The sequence below is a fragment of the Parasphingorhabdus sp. genome, from assembly GCF_041748495.1.
GTDB lineage: Bacteria > Pseudomonadota > Alphaproteobacteria > Sphingomonadales > Sphingomonadaceae > Parasphingorhabdus.
In genome coordinates, this window is the sequence record NZ_JBGTDD010000092.1 from 34,992 (window position 1) to 52,920 (window position 17,929).

Below are 17,929 nucleotides of genomic sequence, written 5' to 3' on the forward strand. Positions count from 1 at the left end.
CATGTCAGCAGATTTTCATACGTTTGAAAGCACCGTTGGGCATCATGTTCTTGCGGTCGATGGAAGCCGTATCTACGACATTGGAAACGACGTGATGGGGGCAGACGACGACGAATTAAACGCAATGCTCGTCGGTGCACGCCGTTATGTGACAGATGAGCCGCTGTCGCCCCCTCCTCTACGAGCATTGTCACTCAATGTCGCACAAGGGTGCAATATGAGCTGTAGCTATTGCTATGCGGATGAAGGCCGTTTTGGAAAGCACGCGCGGCTTATGCATCGCGATGTGGCTCATGCGGCTGTTGATCGATTGCTTGCTGGAATTGAACCGGGGGAGGATGCTGTTCTTGGTTATATGGGCGGAGAGCCCTTTCTGAATCGTGATCTTATCCACGAAACTACAACTTATGCTGCACGCGAAGCGAAGCGCCGTTCTGTTCGGCTGAGGTTTTCGGTGACGACCAATGCCACTCTGTTGACAGATGAAGATGCTGAATTACTGGCTACTCACCCATTTTCAGTGGCTGTGAGCCTGGACGGGGCTCTGATCGAGAACGACATGCGCCGCCGGATGCGCGCCGGAGGTAGCGCTTTTCAAAAGGCAAGTCTCGGGATTGCAAAACTACAGAATCGCCAAAAACGACCCAAACATGTTTCCATTCGAGCGACAATTACACCTAGCAGCATGGAACTGCCTCAGATATTAGATGACTTGATGGCGTTTGGAGTCGACGAGGTTGGCTTTGCACCGGTGCTGGTTTCACCCAAAGCTAGTGACGAGTTTTCTGAAGCCGATTTCGAGAATTTTCTGAGTCAGATGGTCGAGTGTGGAACACGGTGTAAAACTGCTATCCTCGCCGGTCAGCGTTATCCTTTTTCGAATTTTGAGACTGCGATGAATGAAATTGCGCGAGGAAGTCATCGCCCATATTCCTGCGGAGCAGCAGCGGGATATGCAAGCGTCAGCGCAGAAGGGGCGCTGTCTGCCTGCCACCGCACTATAGATGATCCTGCCTTTGCCATTGGTAACTTAGAAGCCGGGCCCGACAACCACAGGCGCGCTGAATTTCTGGCGGAACGCCATGTGCTGAATCAGGAACCGTGCCGAACATGCTGGGCCCGGTTCCTTTGCGGAGGCGGGTGCCATCACGAGGTTTCCGCTCGCGGTCGGAAGGGATGCGATTACATTCGTGGCTGGCTGGACTTTTGCCTGTCAGCTTACGCGGAGTTGTCAAGTGTTGCGCCGGCTTATTTTGATGACCCTGAAGCCCATTTTAAACAAACGCCAGGAGGACAGCATGTCTGACGAACTGACATCCCGAAAAATTCATCCCAGAAATCTGACTGCGCGGGCTGATCACTGGGTACGCGGTAATTCGATCCTGACCCGCCCTGAAAGCGGAGTGGATAACAGTTTCCCTGGATTGGAATTCGACCAGCGTAACCTTGATAAACGGTTTTTGCCGGGACTCGAGTTTGAGTATCATCTTGGCATTCCCCCTCTTTTGCGACGTATCGAACCACAGGCCGCTCCGGTGCCTATCGACCTCACGCCGCAGGACATAAGCCAGGCACTGATCCTCTGGTCGGTGTTCGGTACGTTCGGGCATCCAGACGGAGGTCCGCTGCCCAATATCGAGGATCTTAAAAGTCAGCCTAGCCTCGCGGCGTGGCGAGTGTTGCATGACCTCGAACCTGGCCCTGTGGGTGCTTTTTTAGCCCCGTATACCCCCAACGGCCCCTTGCTTTCTCTTGATGAACAAGATGAAGTGAATTCCTTTCTTCGCGGCGAAGAAAACATTATCCGCCGCAATCCAGATTCAACTCTGCGTTTCGCGGTAATCGTTGGGCACAGGGCAGATTACCTAAGGGATGGAGTGATTGATCCCAACCTGTACGAGCCCGGGGATTTGACTCGGAGTCTTTGTGCTCCATGGCAGTACGATTTTGCCGACTGCGGTTGCTTTTACTGGGCGTCAAATAAACCGGACATGGTCGCGGCGGAACCGGACGGAGATCAGTTGTATAATTTTCAACGAATCCGTCACCCGTCATCGGAACCGCCTTCGGGTGGCCCCGGCACAACGCCAGAAGAGCGTCAGCGGTTTCTTACTATCAGCGGTTGGTCACAGGACACAATGGGTCACCGGTCAATGGTGGAGGATTGGGAGACCCTACCGGTTGTGCTTAACGCTGAAGAAGCAACGGAATTTACTCCGGAAGTCTCAGAAGTTCTTCCCGATGATCAGGTTCTTTCTCGCGAAGAGGTCGTCAGCAGGTTGCAATATCTTGCCTCTGTCGAGCACGGATTAATGGTTGAATATCTCTATGCCCACTATTCAATCAATGCGCCGCGCACGGCCCCCGGCACCAACTTGGACGAGCAACGTTTGTTTGGGATAGGGCGAGTAGTCTTGGGTGTTGCTATAGATGAAATGCGACACTTCCGCTGGGTAAATGAAATTCTACGTGAACTGGGTGCATCGACAGTTGTTGATCGGGTAGATTCATTCGAAGATATCGATAATAATAACCGATTTATTCCGCACCATTTTTCGCTAGAGCCATTAAATGATCAACGGTTGCAGTGGTTTGTTGACGTGGAGAGACCCTCCAAATACGTGGACCCATCGCTCGCTAATGATACGATTGACGGGATGTATACACGGTTGCTGCTCAGCATTCGACAAAATGCTGAGTTCGAAGCCGAGGAACGTAAGCGCCTGATCCATTTGATAAAACTCATCATCGACGAGGGATACGACCATTTCAGTCGGTTCGTCAGAGCTCAGATGGAGATGGCACAGGTGTCCACACTTCAGCGAACACGCCTCGGTGCTGCTCCCACCCCATTGCCTGCTGGGCACCCGGCTAAGGTGGCAGAGATTACTGTGGATCGGGCATATAGCGTGGTACTAACAACCCTTAAGTTCGTCTTCGCCGGTGCAAATGCGCGGAACGGAGACCTCCTGCAGGCTGCCCGCTATGCTATGTATGCTTTGGATGATGCAGCCCATGAAGTCATCCGTCTAGGCGGCGCCCCACTGTTCACATTACCCGAGTTTGTCTCCGAAGAACTCACCGCGGCTGCTATTGCTAATCCGGAACAAGCCTTGCGCGGATACATGGTAGAGGGAGTTGCGCAGGAAATGGATGTACTGCTTGGTCAATTACGTGAATCTGGTTCGAGTGACGCGGCAGAGTCAATAGCTCGAAACTATGAGCGTTTGAAGACAGCAGTGCTTGAAGAACTTTGAGCGGCTCAGCCGTGAAGGTCGTTGGCTCTGGCGCGGCTGCCGCGCTAGTAGCTGCCTGTTTTGATCAAGTTGACTTCGCGGTCGTGTCGGACGAGAAGGATTTTAAGCAGTCACCTCCGCTCGTCGTGCTAAACGAAGGGACGTTGTCACTGATAAAAGACCTGATTGGAACGGCAGAATTAACGCATATGCAAACTGCGGGTCAGATGTTGACAGAACGGGTCGTTATATGGGGTGAGTATACCGAAAGGGTTCATGCTCCATCACTTCTCATTCCGCCAGTCGATATCGTGACTGAGATCAGGAAGCACAAACCGGCGGGTACTTGCGCTTTAGAGCCTACCATCAATGTGCGTGGACGGGGCTTCAATACCGGCGAAGCCGCAGGTCCTCGTTTTGCCTTTGCGTGGCCATCTGTCCCTGGAATTCTGCCAATTTCCAGCGCATTTTATATCGTAGCCGTGGAACAGTGTGGATGGGCGTTTATAGCACCTACCGACAAAGGCCATGTAATAGTTCAAACCGTAATTGCAGACGAAGATAGCGCAGCAGCGCTATATGTTGGATCACAAGCTTTGGCACGAATAGGCATCGACTCCGATTTATCGGGGTATTGCATGATTGGCAGCATCGATGCAGCGCCACGATTTGGAACTCCGTTTACAAAAGATGAGCCTTGTGCTGGTGACGAACTCATCGCGCTCGACCCAATATGCGGTGATGGAATAGGACATGCTCTGCGTGCCGGCGTCCTTCTCGCCGCTCTATACCAGCAGGTGGATTGTGACCATGAATGGCGCGAGGCAATTTACACTAACCGAATTCGTCGGAGCTTTGTGGCCCACTTACGTGCTTGCGAAGCACATTACTCTATGTTCGCATCGGCTCCGCAATGGAATGACCTGATCTGGACCATGCGCCGTACACGTCTTTTGCACGAGGCGCTTCTTTACGCTGCACCTGATGTATCTTACCGACTCGAGCGGACTAGTCTGAGGGCTTGTTAGAAATCGGCTAGAGGCCTCAATATCCATAGATTTTTCTGCCTAATCAACAGACTTCAAGTCCTTTCATCTCAGATGAAGCGACCGCGATTTAGCAAATAAATCTGCCACGATGATCAGATAGGCGTTAGCATTCGTAGTCATCCAACACATCATAAAGTCGGCGATGCAGCTAGATGTGATAGATCGCATTGACTGTTTCCGAGCCTCTTAGATATGCACTTAAACTAAAGAATCGTATCTATATTGCATCAGCATTGATCCATTTATTGCTAATATTCTGGATATTTGAGAGACCATTGCAATCTGGGGGTATTGATGATTCGATTTTTTATACATGGGCTTGAGCATTGAAGCTTTCCGCAGAGGAAATGAAATGGGATGAATCTCAAGCAGCAGTTATTGTTGCAGGAGTTGCTAGCCGATTAATCGTTGACGCGGGTCCCGGCACCGGAAAGACGGCCGTAGCCTGTGCACGTTTAGGACATTTGATAAATTCGCAATCGGTGCGCCCATCGCAAGTGTGGATGATCAGTTTTACCCGAACGGCCGTTGCCGAAATTCGGGCTCGACTCCATGGACACATTGGTGATGCATCCTTTGCAGTAAAAGTTGCTACAGTGGATGCTCATGCTTGGGCGATCCATTCTGGCTATGATGCCTCTGCAAGCCTGACCGGGAGTTACGAAGAGAATATTGATCGTGTGCTGGCAATGATCGAGAATGACGGCGATATCGCCGAGTATCTCGAAAATGTTGAACATCTGGTAGTTGACGAGGCACAGGATCTTGTCGGGCAACGCGCAGAACTTGTCGAAGCCATTGTCGCACGACTGGACCCCGGATGCGGAGTGACAGTTTTTGCAGATGAGGCTCAGGCAATTTACGGCTTTTCCGAGGAGGATAGTTGTAAAAGCGAGAGCGCAAACGATGATCTACTGGAACGCTTGAGGGCGAAAAGCTCGTATGGTTTTGAAGCTTCGAGCCTGGATAACATTCATCGAACTTCAGCCCCGGGTCTTCGATCCATTTTTTCCGATGTTCGGAATACGGTGATCGGAGGACGCGGGAAAGGTGAGGGTTTATTTTCCCGAATACGCCAAAGTATTGCCACCCATGCGGATGGAAATCAACTCAAGGTGCGGGCTTTGGGCATCGATAAACTGGCAGCGGGATCGCTCGTTTTGTTTCGCACTCGAGCTGAAGCGCTGCAAGCATCTCAATTTTGCACAGCACCACACAGCTTGCGGCTTTCCGGCTATGGAGCGAATTTGCCTGCCTGGCTCGCAATCTGTTTCCATGATTGGCTAAAGCCATATATCAACCGAAATGAATTTTCCGAACTATGGTTATCACGGGTTGAAACCGGTTCACCGCCGCAATATGGACCGGATGAAGCTTGGGCCAAATTAACACGCCTCGGGGGTAGTCCGGATGGATCTCTGGAGCTTTCACTTCTGCGTCGGGTTCTTGCCAGACCCAGTGCGCCGGTAGAGCTTGCCGATGCCGAATATGGTCTTCCAGGGCCAGTTGTGGGCACGATCCACGCGAGTAAAGGGCGAGAAGCGGATGACGTTTTTTTGCTGGTATCGGGAATGGATGAATTTGACTCTCCAGAGGAAGAGGAAGAGGAAACCCGCGTTCTCTTCGTGGGGTCGACACGCGCTCGAAACACTCTAAATATTGGGTCAGGATCAAAATATCCGGGATCGAGACTGGAAAGCGGCAGATGTTATCGTCGGTTGGCTGCGAAAAACAAACAACCGGCTGCAATGATCGAAATCGGCCGCAGCGAGGATTTCTCAATCGAAGGATTAGTCGGGACCAGCAACATTGATTTACAGAAAGCGGAGACGTCACAGAAATGGCTGGCTCGTCATGCTGGTGTCATCATGGCGCTTGAACTGAATTCTGATGCTGATTTTGGATGGAATTTCCGATTGAGCAGTAAGGATGAAGGTTTGCAAGTCGCAATTTTTAGCGACAGATTCCGTGATGATATTTGGGAAATTGCCAAACGTATGGCCAAAAAAATTGGTACTCAAATAAACACCCCATCCAGCGTTCGTTATGTGCGTGGCTTGGGTTGTCGCACGCTTGTTATAGCCTCTGATGATCTGGTGAGGGAGAAATTGCATGCTCCATGGTCTCAATCCGGATTTGTCCTGGCGCCGCGAGTGGCTGCTTTCACCCGCGCACAATTCTGGAAAGCACGAAAATGAAACCTGACGGCTCTCCCGAACGCGACCTGTTAAGTCAGAGATTACAAGAAGACCTCGTGGGCCCACGCGAGACAAAGGAACTGCTGACAGACCGGCCTTCCGATGTTTACCTGACGGGTATTTTGTGGCCGCAACGAACAGAGATGTCCGGTGAAGATGATGATACGCTTGCGACCGGAGGAACATCAGGGCCTGATGATGGCAAAGAGTCAGATGCGACATCCGTCCCGATTTCATCAATTCAGAAACCTTCAGTTGCTGGAATTAGCTTTTGCCTGGTTTCGCAAACGAATGCTCAAATAAGGCTACAGTGCAATTACGCCCGCTACCAATTGCTCGAAAGTGATAAAAAACCCAAGCGGCAATGGCAAAGGATCCCGGTGAATCTGAAAATCGAAGCTGTCGATCTGTCGATCGGCAACCGGATGATTGAATTGAGGGAGCATAATCCGCTCGCTCTAGGAGCGCAGCTGCATATTCGCTGTATTGAAGCAGGTGATCGAAAGCTCGCAACGGTTTCGCTAATTAACGGATCCGATCCGGGACAAGGGCGTGACGAACTGGAAATGGCGACCATGTTTCAGATATCATTGAAAATAGTCCCGTTGACTGGAACCATATTGGTGCCAAAGCCGCCGCGCAAGGGTATTTCGATTGATCATAATGATCGGGATGAGGCATCTGCGGCTCTTCTTTTTCGCAATTCGCATGAATTTGCTGCCGGGCACACTTGTTCAGCTATCTGGGCCGAACCTGAAAATGCAACAACTGAATGGATCCAGTCGTCCTGGTTGCCCTCTTCGATCCTGTCTGGTGTTGACAATGGCGGGCACGCTGTTTTTTCAAAGTTGGGCAAAGGCAATGTTTCTGTTGACCCGCTTAGTGCTCGCGCACTGGCGTTGGCCGACCAGAAAGATTTACGCGAAGCGCTGAATCAACTTTGCGGTTGTTACGCAGATTGGATCGAACTCCAAAAGCAAAAGCTGGACGGCCTTTCCCGTTCCGATCAGCTGGTGGCTGAGGAAAATATCAAAACATGTAAGCAAGTTCATGACCGATTAATAAGATCAGTCTCTGAAGTTTGCGATAATCGTGATTTAAGGTCGGCTTTTCAGATGGCGAACTATGCGATGCATATACAGCATGGTTGGGATCCGGAAAAAGCAAAATGGGGAGACCTGAGGTGGCGGCCCTTCCAGTTAGGCTTCCTGCTTCTCAGCGCTTCCTCTTCAGCAATTCCAGATCATGAAGACAGAGCGACCATGGACCTTCTCTGGTTTCCAACGGGCGGCGGTAAGACCGAGGCCTATCTTGCGCTGATTGCGCTGGTGGCCTTCTATCGTAGGGTTTCTGATCAACGTAATGGAGACGGCGTTGCAGCCATTATGCGGTATACTCTTCGGCTGCTTACTACACAGCAATTCGCGCGGTCAGCAGCAATGATTCTTGCTTGTGAGGCTATGCGGACCGGTCAAATCAAAACACCTTTTGAAGACCGCCTGAAGGGGCATGCTCCGCTTTCTATCGGACTTTGGGTAGGTGGTGAAGCGACCCCCAACCGGCTGCAGGTAGCCTGGGCATCTCTGAATGGTGCGAGGGACGTAGCCTCTCCGAAACAACTTACCTACTGTCCGTGCTGCCACTCGCAGATAGGTTGGTCACAGGAAAGTACAACCGCTCCTGTCATTGCCAGATGTAATAATAAAGAGTGCAATTTGTTCGGTGATCTTCCTGTCTGGACGGTCGATGATGATGTCTATCGCGAGCGGCCGACACTGGTGGTTGGCACAGTCGACAAATTCGCGCAGATTGTCAGAAATCCAGACACAAACGGGCTATTTGGAATCGGAGTTGGAAATCCGCCAGATCTTGTTGTTCAGGATGAGCTACATTTAATTTCAGGCCCGCTGGGGACCGTAGCGGGCACTTATGAGGCGGCATTTGATCTTCTCTTTTCGTCGGGCGGACATAAACCCAAAGTCATTGGTTCTACTGCAACCATCAAAAGAGCAACTGAACAAGTGCGGGATCTATTTGATCGCGAAGCATGCCAGTTTCCTCCCTCAGGTATTGACCACGATGATTCCGGATTCGCTGTCCATGATTTGAAATCGAAAGGCAGGCGCTACATTGGTGTGTCAACGGCAGGCCGGTCCGCCAAATTTACGTTGCAGGCAGTGGCTGCCTCGCTGCTCCAGTCAGCCATGGCCGCATTTGACTCGCCCAAAAAAAGCGACCCTTACTGGACGCTGGTCGGGTACTTTAACTCTCTTCGGGAGCTAGGCGGCGCGCTGGTTTTGATGCAAGACGACGTCACCGACGGAATCGATCTAATCGCCCAGGCGCGAAAGGAAAAAGCCCGTCCGATGCAGAATGTAGACGAACTTACTTCGCGGCGAACACAGGATGAAATTCTTGATATGCTCGAGAAGCTTTCAATCCGGGTAGGTGAAACGGGTTCACGCGACGCGGTTCTGGCCACCAACATGCTTAGCGTTGGAGTTGATATACCCCGATTGGGTCTGATGGTTGTCAATGGTCAACCGAAAACGATTGCTGAATATATTCAGTCTACCAGCAGAGTAGGGCGTGGATCGGTAAGCGGGTTGGTTGTGGCGATTTTGAATAACGCCAAAGCACGTGACAGGTCCCATTTCGAAACATTTGCCGGCTGGCATCAGACGCTTTACCGCGATGTAGAAGCAACCAGCGTAACGCCATTTGCGTCTCGGGCTAGAGACCGAGCACTGCACGCGGCGCTGGTTGCCGCCGTTCGCCATCTTGTTCCGGATATGCTTGACCGGCCTGATATTGATGCCGAATCGTTGACCAGGGCAAATGAACTTGTCGATCTTATTGTCGAGCGGGCGAGGCGCATTGATCCCGAAGAAACAGCCGTCAGACGAGAGCTTGAAAAACGGCTGCATACTTGGAACGCTCGCCAGCCTGTCCATTATTGGCAGGATTACAAAGATACACAATCGCTACTGCAAAGTGCGGAACGAGCAGCATGGAAAAAGGCGCTCGGACGTCAACCCGGGGCGGCATGGCCTACCTTGAACTCGATGAGAAACGTTGAGGCAGGAACCCCCTTTCGGCTGGCGTCGGTGCTGAGTACACAAGGAAAAAAAGATGGCGAATGACCTTCAGGACCTGCGTCGTAGCGCAGTTGTTTCGGGGTTTGGACCCGGTTCGGTTGTCGATTTCCGTGCCGACAACGCTCCAATTTCGGGAATGGCTGCTGGTTTGGAGGAGTGGGACAGGTCATTTCCTCCGGCGGGCATGGCAAACACTCAGACGGTCAGGGAAACGCGGCTTCAGAAAAAACTGGGAGTTCAGGGGTTTCGTCTTCCCCCTGTGATTGAGCAGCGGAGAAAAGATGAGAAGCCCGATCCCCGAAGGTTGGTTGCGGTGCGGTTTCCGCAATGGCTTCAATGTCCATCATGTGACGTTATCGGACATGTAAGAAACTGGTCTGATGATCCAGGCAAAGCCTATCGATATTGTCCGGACTGTACTGCAAAAAACCCGGGTGGCCGGAAAGTTTTTGTAATTCCGGTGCGCTTTGTAATGGCTTGTCCTCGAGGCCATGTGGACGAATTCCCCTGGCACTGGTGGGTAGGACATGAGCCAGAATGTGATAATGGGAATGGATCGCTGATTTTGCGTTCTGAAAACGCGGGCCTCGCTGGCCTCATGCTTCGATGTCCAAAATGCAAGGCATCCAGACCCATGGATGGAATATTTGCAAAACAGACATGGGAACACTTTTCGCGATGTGCGGGCAGGCGGCCATGGCTAGCAAATGGTGATGAAACATGTGCTCAGCAGCCCGTCGCAGTTCAGCGCGGTGCATCGAATCTGTATTTTGCAGTGACCCAGTCAGCGCTTAGCATCCCGCCATGGTCTGATCGTTTGCAGGAATGCCTTGGGACATTCTGGGATACATTGGTCAATGTTGATTCAACTCAAAGAGAGCAGTTCATAGAATTGATGGGGCAGGGTGATCTGCGGCCGGTTCTTGACGAGCTGAAAATGACGCCTGCACAACTTGCCGCCGCAATTGAAAATCGGGTCGAGAAATATACCGAAATAAATACTGATGACCTGCGCCCGGCAGAATTCAGGCAATTTGTAGAAGATCCTGGAGACCGTTTGGACAAGGATCTTGAATTCGAGATCAGACGTGAATCCGTCCCGGAAAAGATCCGTCCATGGATATCCACTGTTGTTCGTGCGGTTCGTTTGAGGGAAGTCCGAGCTATAACGGGCTTCACCCGAATAAATCCACCGGGTGATCCGTCATCTCCGGAAGTAGCCCGGTTGTCGAAAGAGGAACTTTCATGGCTTCCAGCGATTGAAGTTCGGGGCGAGGGCATCTTCCTCTCGCTGAACGAAAGTAAATTGTCAGATTGGGAAGCTCAGCCGCTGGTGATGCAACGTGCCGCTGAATGTAATGCACTTTACGTCAAGGATTGGAAATCACGGCACGGGGAAGAAGAGGATCCGCCTAAGGAAATTTCACCGCGATATATGCTTTGTCATACATTCGCTCATGCAATGATGCGCCAATTGACGCTGGAATGCGGATATTCCAGCGCTTCGCTTCAGGAACGGATTTATGCTGATAGCGGTGAAGATCCAATGGCAGGGATATTAATATACACGGCATCACCGGATTCTGACGGGACTTTGGGTGGGCTGCAGCGGCAGGGGAAGGCATCCAGAATAGCCGGTATTGTTTCCAGAGCATTGCTGGCGATGGAGTGGTGCTCGAGCGATCCCCTTTGCATAACAGATATGATGGCGGCACATGCGAGCTTTTCTCATTCAGCTTGTCATGGGTGTGTGCTTGCCCCTGAAACTTCTTGCGAAACGTTCAACCATTTCCTGGATCGTGGATTGCTAATCGGTACTCCTGATAATTCGGATACAGGATTCTTCAGAGATTTACTGGAACTCGTCTGATGGCGACAATGTGGCCCCGTGAGCTACCGGTTTCGATCCGCGAGGATCGACGGCGCCGTGCGGAAGTACGGGTTTATGAGCATTTGCAGAAAGTGCTCGATGACAGTTTTTCCGTTTTCTATTCGAGCCCCTGGTTGGGAGTGGATCATTTGGGTGCTGAGAAGGACGGGGAATGTGATTTCCTCGTGGCTCACCAGCGTCTTGGTATTTTGGCGATCGAGGTTAAAGGTGGAGGTATTTCATACGACCCTGAAGCGGATCAATGGTGGAGCACGGATATCAACCAGTTTCGCCACAAAATCAAAAATCCGGTCGAGCAAGCCAGAAGTGCCAAGTATGAGCTTCTTAAAAAGCTGAAGCGTTCAGGACGATGGCAAGAGCGCTTTATTCACATTTGTCACGGGGTTATCTTCCCTGGTGCGGTTTCCGTACCTCGAGATCTTGGGGCAGACAAGCCGGCCAAAATATTTTGCTGTTCGCACCAGCTTGCAAATGGACTGCGTGACTGGATTGGTGAGCGGCTTGCCGAAGGGGCGAATCATTCTGCAAAGGAACCTTTGGGCGTGGATGGCATTGCCGCGTTAACCCACATACTGGCCAGTCCTTTCGATCTGCATTTCAGTGTTTCTGCCGCTATGGATGATGCCGCAGAAGCGATGGGTGTCCTCGAACCCACCCAGTTTCATATTCTTGATCATATAGAAGATATTGCGCGTGCCGAAATTCGCGGGGGTGCTGGTACCGGTAAAACTGTACTAGCGGTGGAAGAGGCGGCACGACTGGCCCGATCCGGGAAAAAGACCTTGCTTACCTGCCATAGCAAACCACTGGCATCTGAACTTTCCCGGCGGCTTGCCGGTGTTGAAAATCTGACGGTAGCCAGTTTTCATTCAATATGTGGTCAGATGGCCGAACGGGCTGGAATCGAGTTGACGCGTGATCCAAGCGATCCGTCGTTTTATCAGGATATTCTGCCTTCTGCGCTGATTGATGCAATGGAAGAGCGGCCTCAGGATCATTGGGAAGCCATTGTGGTGGATGAAGGGCAGGACTTCAGATCAAACTGGTGGATCGCCATATCTTCCAGCCTTGTTCCCTTTGGAAAATTGCGCGTGCTGTCGGATTCAAATCAGCGTGTTTATTCTGCAGAACCTGTTCCAGACAAAGATCTGGATCTGATTCCGATTCGGCTGAAACGCAATTTGCGAAATACCCGTGCCATTCACGCTGCAGCCTCAGTTCATTATGATGGCCCTGCAATTGAGGCAGTTGGTCCCGATGGTCCGGCGGTCAAATGGGTACAAGACAATAGCCGGGAAGGCCTAATCAAAGCTGCGCATGCGGAACTTCGCCAGCTCATTTATCAGGAAGAAGTTGCGCCAACAGATATCGCGATGCTCTTTCCTTCAACAAGCTGGATCGAAGCCTTTCGCGAAACTGCGGCCCGTTCAGATTTTGCATTTGATTCCTGTGACGACATGTCCACAGAAGCAATCGTTTTGGATACCGTGCGCCGCTTTAAGGGACTGGAGCGACCGGCAATAATTCTGCTGGTAGCGGCTTCTGATCTGGACGGGCCGGAACTGGCCTATGTCGGTTTTTCCCGACCGCGGACATTTCTTTCGGTCGTTGCATCTGCGGTCGATATGACTTGGCTGCGGTCATCAGGGTGAACGGCAGCCATCTTAATCGTTTCCATTGGCAATGCCCGTGCCAAAATTTCCGTTTTCCTGGTCTAGCCAAAGTGACCATGGATATTGTCACAATTTCTAAAGTGCGGGTCGTCGGGAATCCCGATAGGGAAGACGACCATAATCTCGAACGGTCGCGCCGATGCGAAGAGCATATTGTTGCCAGAATTGCTGAACGGTTGCGTAATTGTTACCACCGGCACCGATTATGGACAGCTGCACACCGGGAAGCGGGGGCAGCAAGTCCGCCGCCTGCAGCTTCTTAAAGAGTTCAGGGAAATCAGCTTCAACGATGCTCGCAACATTGTCCGTTGGACTCCCATCAAAATCAGCTAACGCGCTGTCTTCGATCCCATCCGACAGAATGATTATCCGGTCACGATGATCGGTTTTGTGACGGAATGCCTGTGATGCTGCGGCAATCGTTTCGAGAATTCTGGTGTGCAACGTGCCTTTAACATTTTTTTGCCGCAACAGGCCGGGCATCGCTGCGGTGACTAACTCCTTGGCGGCGGTAACAGCATCTTCCTGATCAAGGCGGATGTTCGTCTGCAGCACCGTATGATCGAAAACAGGTAAGAATTCAGCGCGCCCCGAATTGCCGATTTGCGCAATGAGAATTCGATCTCCTCCCCGTAGTCCATCGCTAACGGACTGTATCGACTGTAAATACAGCTCGTTATCTTGCGGTGCGATCGTGTCGCTATGATCGATCAGGATCACAACCGTTGCCGCGTTTGTGTCTTGCGACATGCCGCAGCCGTTGAGGAGTTGGAGGGGGATCGCTGTCGCTGCGATCCCCAAGAATGAACGCCGAGAAGTTTTCATATCATATAACCCTACGATTGGCGCGAAACGGATCGCTGATGATGTCGTCGAGACCTTGAGGCTGTTCGTCCAGCAGTTCACCCAGGTGCATGAACTGGAAGGATGTCGCCGGAATAACTGGATCGAAGCCAACAGCAGGGTCGGATGGCGCTTTCTTAATAACTGCGGCCCAATAACTCGCCATAGCTTCCTGAGCGGAATGCATCGCTGTTTCATATTGAAGCAACGCGCGCGCGAGCGTCTGGTTATGCTGCTGTGCGACAGCGAGCCGTTTGTCTAACTGACTATTGAACCGCCGCTTTTCGTCATCAAGGCGCATAGTTAGCTGCTCGCGAGCCGCATTTGGATCTGTTTGGCAATACGCCAAGGTAAGAACCGCAAGATAGCCAGCAAGCTGCAGCGCGAAGTAGAAAAGCGGCGGTCCGACGGTTGTTGGATCTAGCGACCGAACTTGTGCAATCATCCAAAGGACAGCGATCAAAAGCGCAAAACTCAAAAAGGCTATGAATATGGGCACATAATTTCCATCACGCCATGGACGCTGCGCGAGCATCCGGCCCGAATACTTTGAGACCACAAAACTCAACATCGCGATTAGTACGGCAATTATCCAAGCGCTGACGGGCGAAATGCGCAGCTGATCGAGGCCGATCCGATTTGCCGAGACTTCAAGGCCTAGGATCAGAATAGCGAAACACCAGAAAGCCAATATGGTAATGTGCGGGAAAAAACGTTCTTGTGCCGTCGCCCGGATGGTTTCTCTAATATTGAAAATTTGGTCCGATGTTTGGAACAAATCATGATCGAGGCGGTTAACGAGCAACCGGTGTTTTTCGAGTTCCGGCTTGGCAGCTTGTGCGACGGTTGCTGCCTGACGGTTCGCGCGCGCGATTAGAGTTGCCTTATGCGCTTTGGCTTCGTTCGTATCGCGGTCGAACGGGACTGGGGTCATATCGTTCATGAGTTTATTCCTTCAGTTTGAGAGAGGAGGAGGAGCTCTTTGGTCTGTTGTTACCGTTGGGGTGGATGGAGTTGAAATCTTTGGGGCAAGTCGACGGTCTTTAGCGGTGTTAAATGCGACCAGGGTCGAGCAGGCGGCGTTGGATCAGATAATTGCCAGCGGCCGTGAGGCTTTCGAACTCAATCACTGAATCATCGCCGCTTTTGAGATAAATTGTGGATTTGCGAGCGGCAATGGTTGCTGCCTTTGTCGGATTATTGCGGAATTCCGTTGCTTTTTCGCGCATCAATCGTCTCCCAACCTAATTTTTTCAGGCTCGAACCGCGAGGAAATCGCCGCCTCTGCGATGTTCATGCTGGCTTCATAGCGCACACAATATCTATTTACAATGCATATTGCATTAAAATGATGCAAAAAAGGAATTAGCGTGCAAAATGCGGTTCAGAGAGCAAGATACTATTTAGGAAGATACCAATAGATCAGGCCGACTTTTTGGGATATGGAGCTGGAGCCCGTTGGATAGCACCCTATTTTAGGTATGCATGGATCCTGGATTGAATTTATACGGCTTTCAAACTGTGGCGAAAGGAGCAGTAGGGTTGATTAAAACTTGGGAAAATTTCGATAGCAACGCGCGCCAATGGTATGAGGATCAGGCTGGAGTTTCACTTTGGCATTCTACGCCTGAAGCATTTCTCGCGCTTGGCTACAAGACTTGGCTCAAGAACCGGCCGGATGTCGCGAAGCGACGTACGATGGAGGTATTTGAGAATCATTTAAAAGAACTACACAATGGTCGGACCATCCCATCCCTTTTCAGGAAGCTGAAGGGCAAGATTAGGCCGAGTGATGATGAGCTGAAAATGCTGTTGACAACGCTGTTCGCTGAACCATTGACAGAAAACAAAGCAAAAGTCGAAGATGTCACTTCCAATGAGGAGTTTGTTGATTCACTTGTCGAACGACTGCTGAACAAACCGGCAAATTTGGCAGAGGATAAAACGTCTGGTCGGATCTTTGCCAGTCAGGGTAGCGTTATTCTCGGTCCGGATGACCATCAGCGCGAAGAAGCGTTTCGAGATTTTGTGGGAAGCTGGCTCGACAATTTGCGCCGATCCAGTAAATTTTCTCCATCGCGACCGCTGCCAATGACAAACTGGATTTTTGATGTCTCGCCGTTCCGAGAAGGTGGGGAGCCTGCTTATGACGTACGTCGGGCAATCACCAGCTTAGCATCCGCAATTTTATCCCTACTAGCGACCAAATGGATCCCGCCTGAATCGGATCCTTCAATGGAATTTTCCGCTGATTCTTGGGATTCGCTGTCGCAGGGCGTCAAAATAACTCGAAAAAGCTCAGCAGCACACCTTGATGAAGAGACCGACCTTCGCCGGCTTTTTCTAGAAAATTCCACGATCTGTCTGGTTGGAATGCCTGCCGTCAATCTTGGACGACCGGAAACGGAATTGGCCTTGGAAGGATATTTCGGTCAAGATTTTTTCACTAAAGCGCTGATGCCGGAGGCGCTAATTTCGTATAAAGCATTGTCGGGCACTGTCGCTGACAATGCCAGGGTAGATAGAATCATGGAACTCATGGGTGACCGGGAAGTCTGCCTTGCAACGAATATTGACTATAAAGATCTAGAAAAAATTGGCGGATGTATTTCGGATAAGATTGATCAGCTCGACAAGATACAAGGTGAGTTAGCACTGAAAACCAACCACTTTGTTTATTGGTACGAAGAGCAATCGGCGAATGACACTGCCAAGGCTGAGGAGCAAACCTTGTCGGAAGTTCCTGCTCCCCCAGCAGTTCAGGTCGCAATGTTTACGGTTCTAGTGGCTGCAGCAACCCGGCTTGATGATCAAATCAAGGTGACGAAGAAGGATCAACAGCTGAAAATAGGAACGATAGGGCGTGACGTAACCGATATGTTACTCGGCTATGGTGTCAGGGTAATGACAATTGGTGAATTCCTTGATTTTCAGGGCTGGTTCCCCGCCGCAGATGAGATTCTAAACGACTATAAAGAAGAAATGGAGCATTGATATGGCCGCGGTTGCAGTTCTAACGACAACGATTGACCCGACCGCAAAAGGGACAATTCTAACATTTATAACGCCCGCAACGCAGGGGTGTGGGATGGCGTGTGGATACTGTTTCATTGACCGGAGGGGAGAGGAAACTCGCATGGAATCCCTTCAGCCAGAGGACTATTCCCGATTTATCCGCGAAGCTGCTGACCAGCATCAAATTGCTGCCGTTACTATTCAGGGCAGGGAGCCGTTGGCCCCGAGTTCAATGCGATGGACCAAGGCGATACTGGAAACGGGGGCTTCGGTTGGCGCGGAAACTGGTATTGTGACAAATGGATTGTGGCTCCAGGAAAATTCGGCCTTGCTGGGCGAATTGGATTGTTCCGGCGTGACCGTCAGCATTGACGCCGACTCTGCGGTTGCTCATGATCGACTGCGCCGCGCGCCAGGAGCCTGGGAACGCGCTATGGATGGCTTGCGCACCTTAACCAGCCAAGGGGGTGTCGCCCGCATTGCTGTAAATTCGCTCTACTTCAAAAATGGTATATCACGATTGCTCGATCTTCCGGATCATTTGGCTCAAGCCGGCGTCAAGTTATGGTCGATTTCGCCCATGCTGCGCTATGACAAGTTCGGCCAACCGCATGCATCTGTTTCCAACGAAGAATGGATCGAGGCCATAGATTTGCTCTCCCAAAGAGCTGCTAGATATGGAGTTTCCGTGGTGGCCGACGATGAGTTTGAAATCCATGAAGGCGCCAGGATTTCATCGGCTGTATTAAGAATTCTTTCCAGGCCATCTGGGATTATGCGGATGCAGCCAGATGGCCGTTGTTCTTTTGGCAAGGAGATATTGAAATCCTCTTCCAGCAGCAAGGAAGATATGTTCTGGATGCCGGATGCCGGAGTGGCAGAGATCATGGGGCAGATGAACCGTTGAGCCATATTTGAGGAATTTG

Annotated in this window: 12 protein-coding genes; 9 read left to right on the forward strand and 3 right to left on the reverse strand. The window is 51.2% G+C overall.

Annotation, left to right across the window (positions count from 1 at the left end):
- The first annotated feature begins 1 nt into the window (after position 1).
- From ACEW8J_RS07560 to ACEW8J_RS07590, 7 genes are all read left to right on the forward strand, one after another.
- On the forward strand, positions 2–1,306 hold the full coding sequence (locus ACEW8J_RS07560) for a radical SAM protein (RefSeq protein ID WP_373491030.1): 1,305 nt from the start codon (positions 2–4) through the stop codon (positions 1,304–1,306).
- Positions 1,299–3,257, forward strand: coding sequence for a ferritin-like domain-containing protein (locus tag ACEW8J_RS07565; RefSeq protein WP_373491031.1), 1,959 nt, complete (start codon positions 1,299–1,301; stop codon positions 3,255–3,257). Before ACEW8J_RS07560 ends, ACEW8J_RS07565 begins: the two co-directional genes overlap by 8 nt.
- Positions 3,254–4,264, forward strand: coding sequence for a hypothetical protein (locus tag ACEW8J_RS07570; protein ID WP_373491032.1), 1,011 nt, complete (start codon positions 3,254–3,256; stop codon positions 4,262–4,264). The genes ACEW8J_RS07565 and ACEW8J_RS07570 overlap by 4 nt, the downstream gene beginning before the upstream one ends.
- Positions 4,265–4,611: 347 nt before the next feature.
- Entirely contained in the window at positions 4,612–6,483 is a 1,872-nt protein-coding gene (locus ACEW8J_RS07575; protein WP_373491033.1) for a UvrD-helicase domain-containing protein, read from the forward strand.
- Positions 6,480–9,626 (forward strand): helicase-related protein, encoded by a 3,147-nt coding sequence (locus ACEW8J_RS07580; RefSeq protein ID WP_373491034.1) that lies wholly within the window; start codon positions 6,480–6,482, stop codon positions 9,624–9,626. Before ACEW8J_RS07575 ends, ACEW8J_RS07580 begins: the two co-directional genes overlap by 4 nt.
- Positions 9,616–11,451: a DrmB family protein gene (gene drmB / locus ACEW8J_RS07585; RefSeq protein ID WP_373491035.1), complete on the forward strand. Its 1,836-nt coding sequence runs from the start codon at positions 9,616–9,618 to the stop codon at positions 11,449–11,451. The genes ACEW8J_RS07580 and drmB overlap by 11 nt, the downstream gene beginning before the upstream one ends.
- Complete coding sequence (locus tag ACEW8J_RS07590; RefSeq protein WP_373491036.1) at positions 11,451–13,124, forward strand: NERD domain-containing protein; 1,674 nt, start codon at positions 11,451–11,453, stop codon at positions 13,122–13,124. Before drmB ends, ACEW8J_RS07590 begins: the two co-directional genes overlap by 1 nt.
- Before the next feature lie 96 nt (positions 13,125–13,220).
- Here ACEW8J_RS07590 and ACEW8J_RS07595 read toward each other — a convergent pair whose 3' ends face one another.
- The 3 genes from ACEW8J_RS07595 to ACEW8J_RS07605 all read right to left on the reverse strand — a co-directional run bounded on the left by ACEW8J_RS07595 (position 13,221) and on the right by ACEW8J_RS07605 (position 15,217).
- Positions 13,221–13,970 carry a hypothetical protein gene (locus ACEW8J_RS07595; protein ID WP_373491037.1) on the reverse strand — a complete coding sequence of 250 codons (750 nt, stop codon included), beginning with the start codon at positions 13,968–13,970 and terminating at the stop codon, positions 13,221–13,223.
- A 1-nt stretch (position 13,971) separates the two neighbouring features.
- Positions 13,972–14,931 (reverse strand): hypothetical protein, encoded by a 960-nt coding sequence (locus ACEW8J_RS07600; RefSeq protein WP_373491038.1) that lies wholly within the window; start codon positions 14,929–14,931, stop codon positions 13,972–13,974.
- A 109-nt stretch (positions 14,932–15,040) separates the two neighbouring features.
- Positions 15,041–15,217: a hypothetical protein gene (locus ACEW8J_RS07605; RefSeq protein WP_373491039.1), complete on the reverse strand. Its 177-nt coding sequence runs from the start codon at positions 15,215–15,217 to the stop codon at positions 15,041–15,043.
- A gap of 268 nt (positions 15,218–15,485) precedes the next feature.
- Between ACEW8J_RS07605 and ACEW8J_RS07610 the strand changes: the two genes are divergently transcribed.
- Both ACEW8J_RS07610 and ACEW8J_RS07615 read left to right on the forward strand, forming a co-directional pair.
- Positions 15,486–16,982: a hypothetical protein gene (locus ACEW8J_RS07610; RefSeq protein WP_373491040.1), complete on the forward strand. Its 1,497-nt coding sequence runs from the start codon at positions 15,486–15,488 to the stop codon at positions 16,980–16,982.
- Between the two features lies 1 nt (position 16,983).
- Entirely contained in the window at positions 16,984–17,910 is a 927-nt protein-coding gene (locus tag ACEW8J_RS07615) for a radical SAM protein (RefSeq protein ID WP_373491041.1), read from the forward strand.
- Positions 17,911–17,929 lie beyond the last annotated feature (19 nt).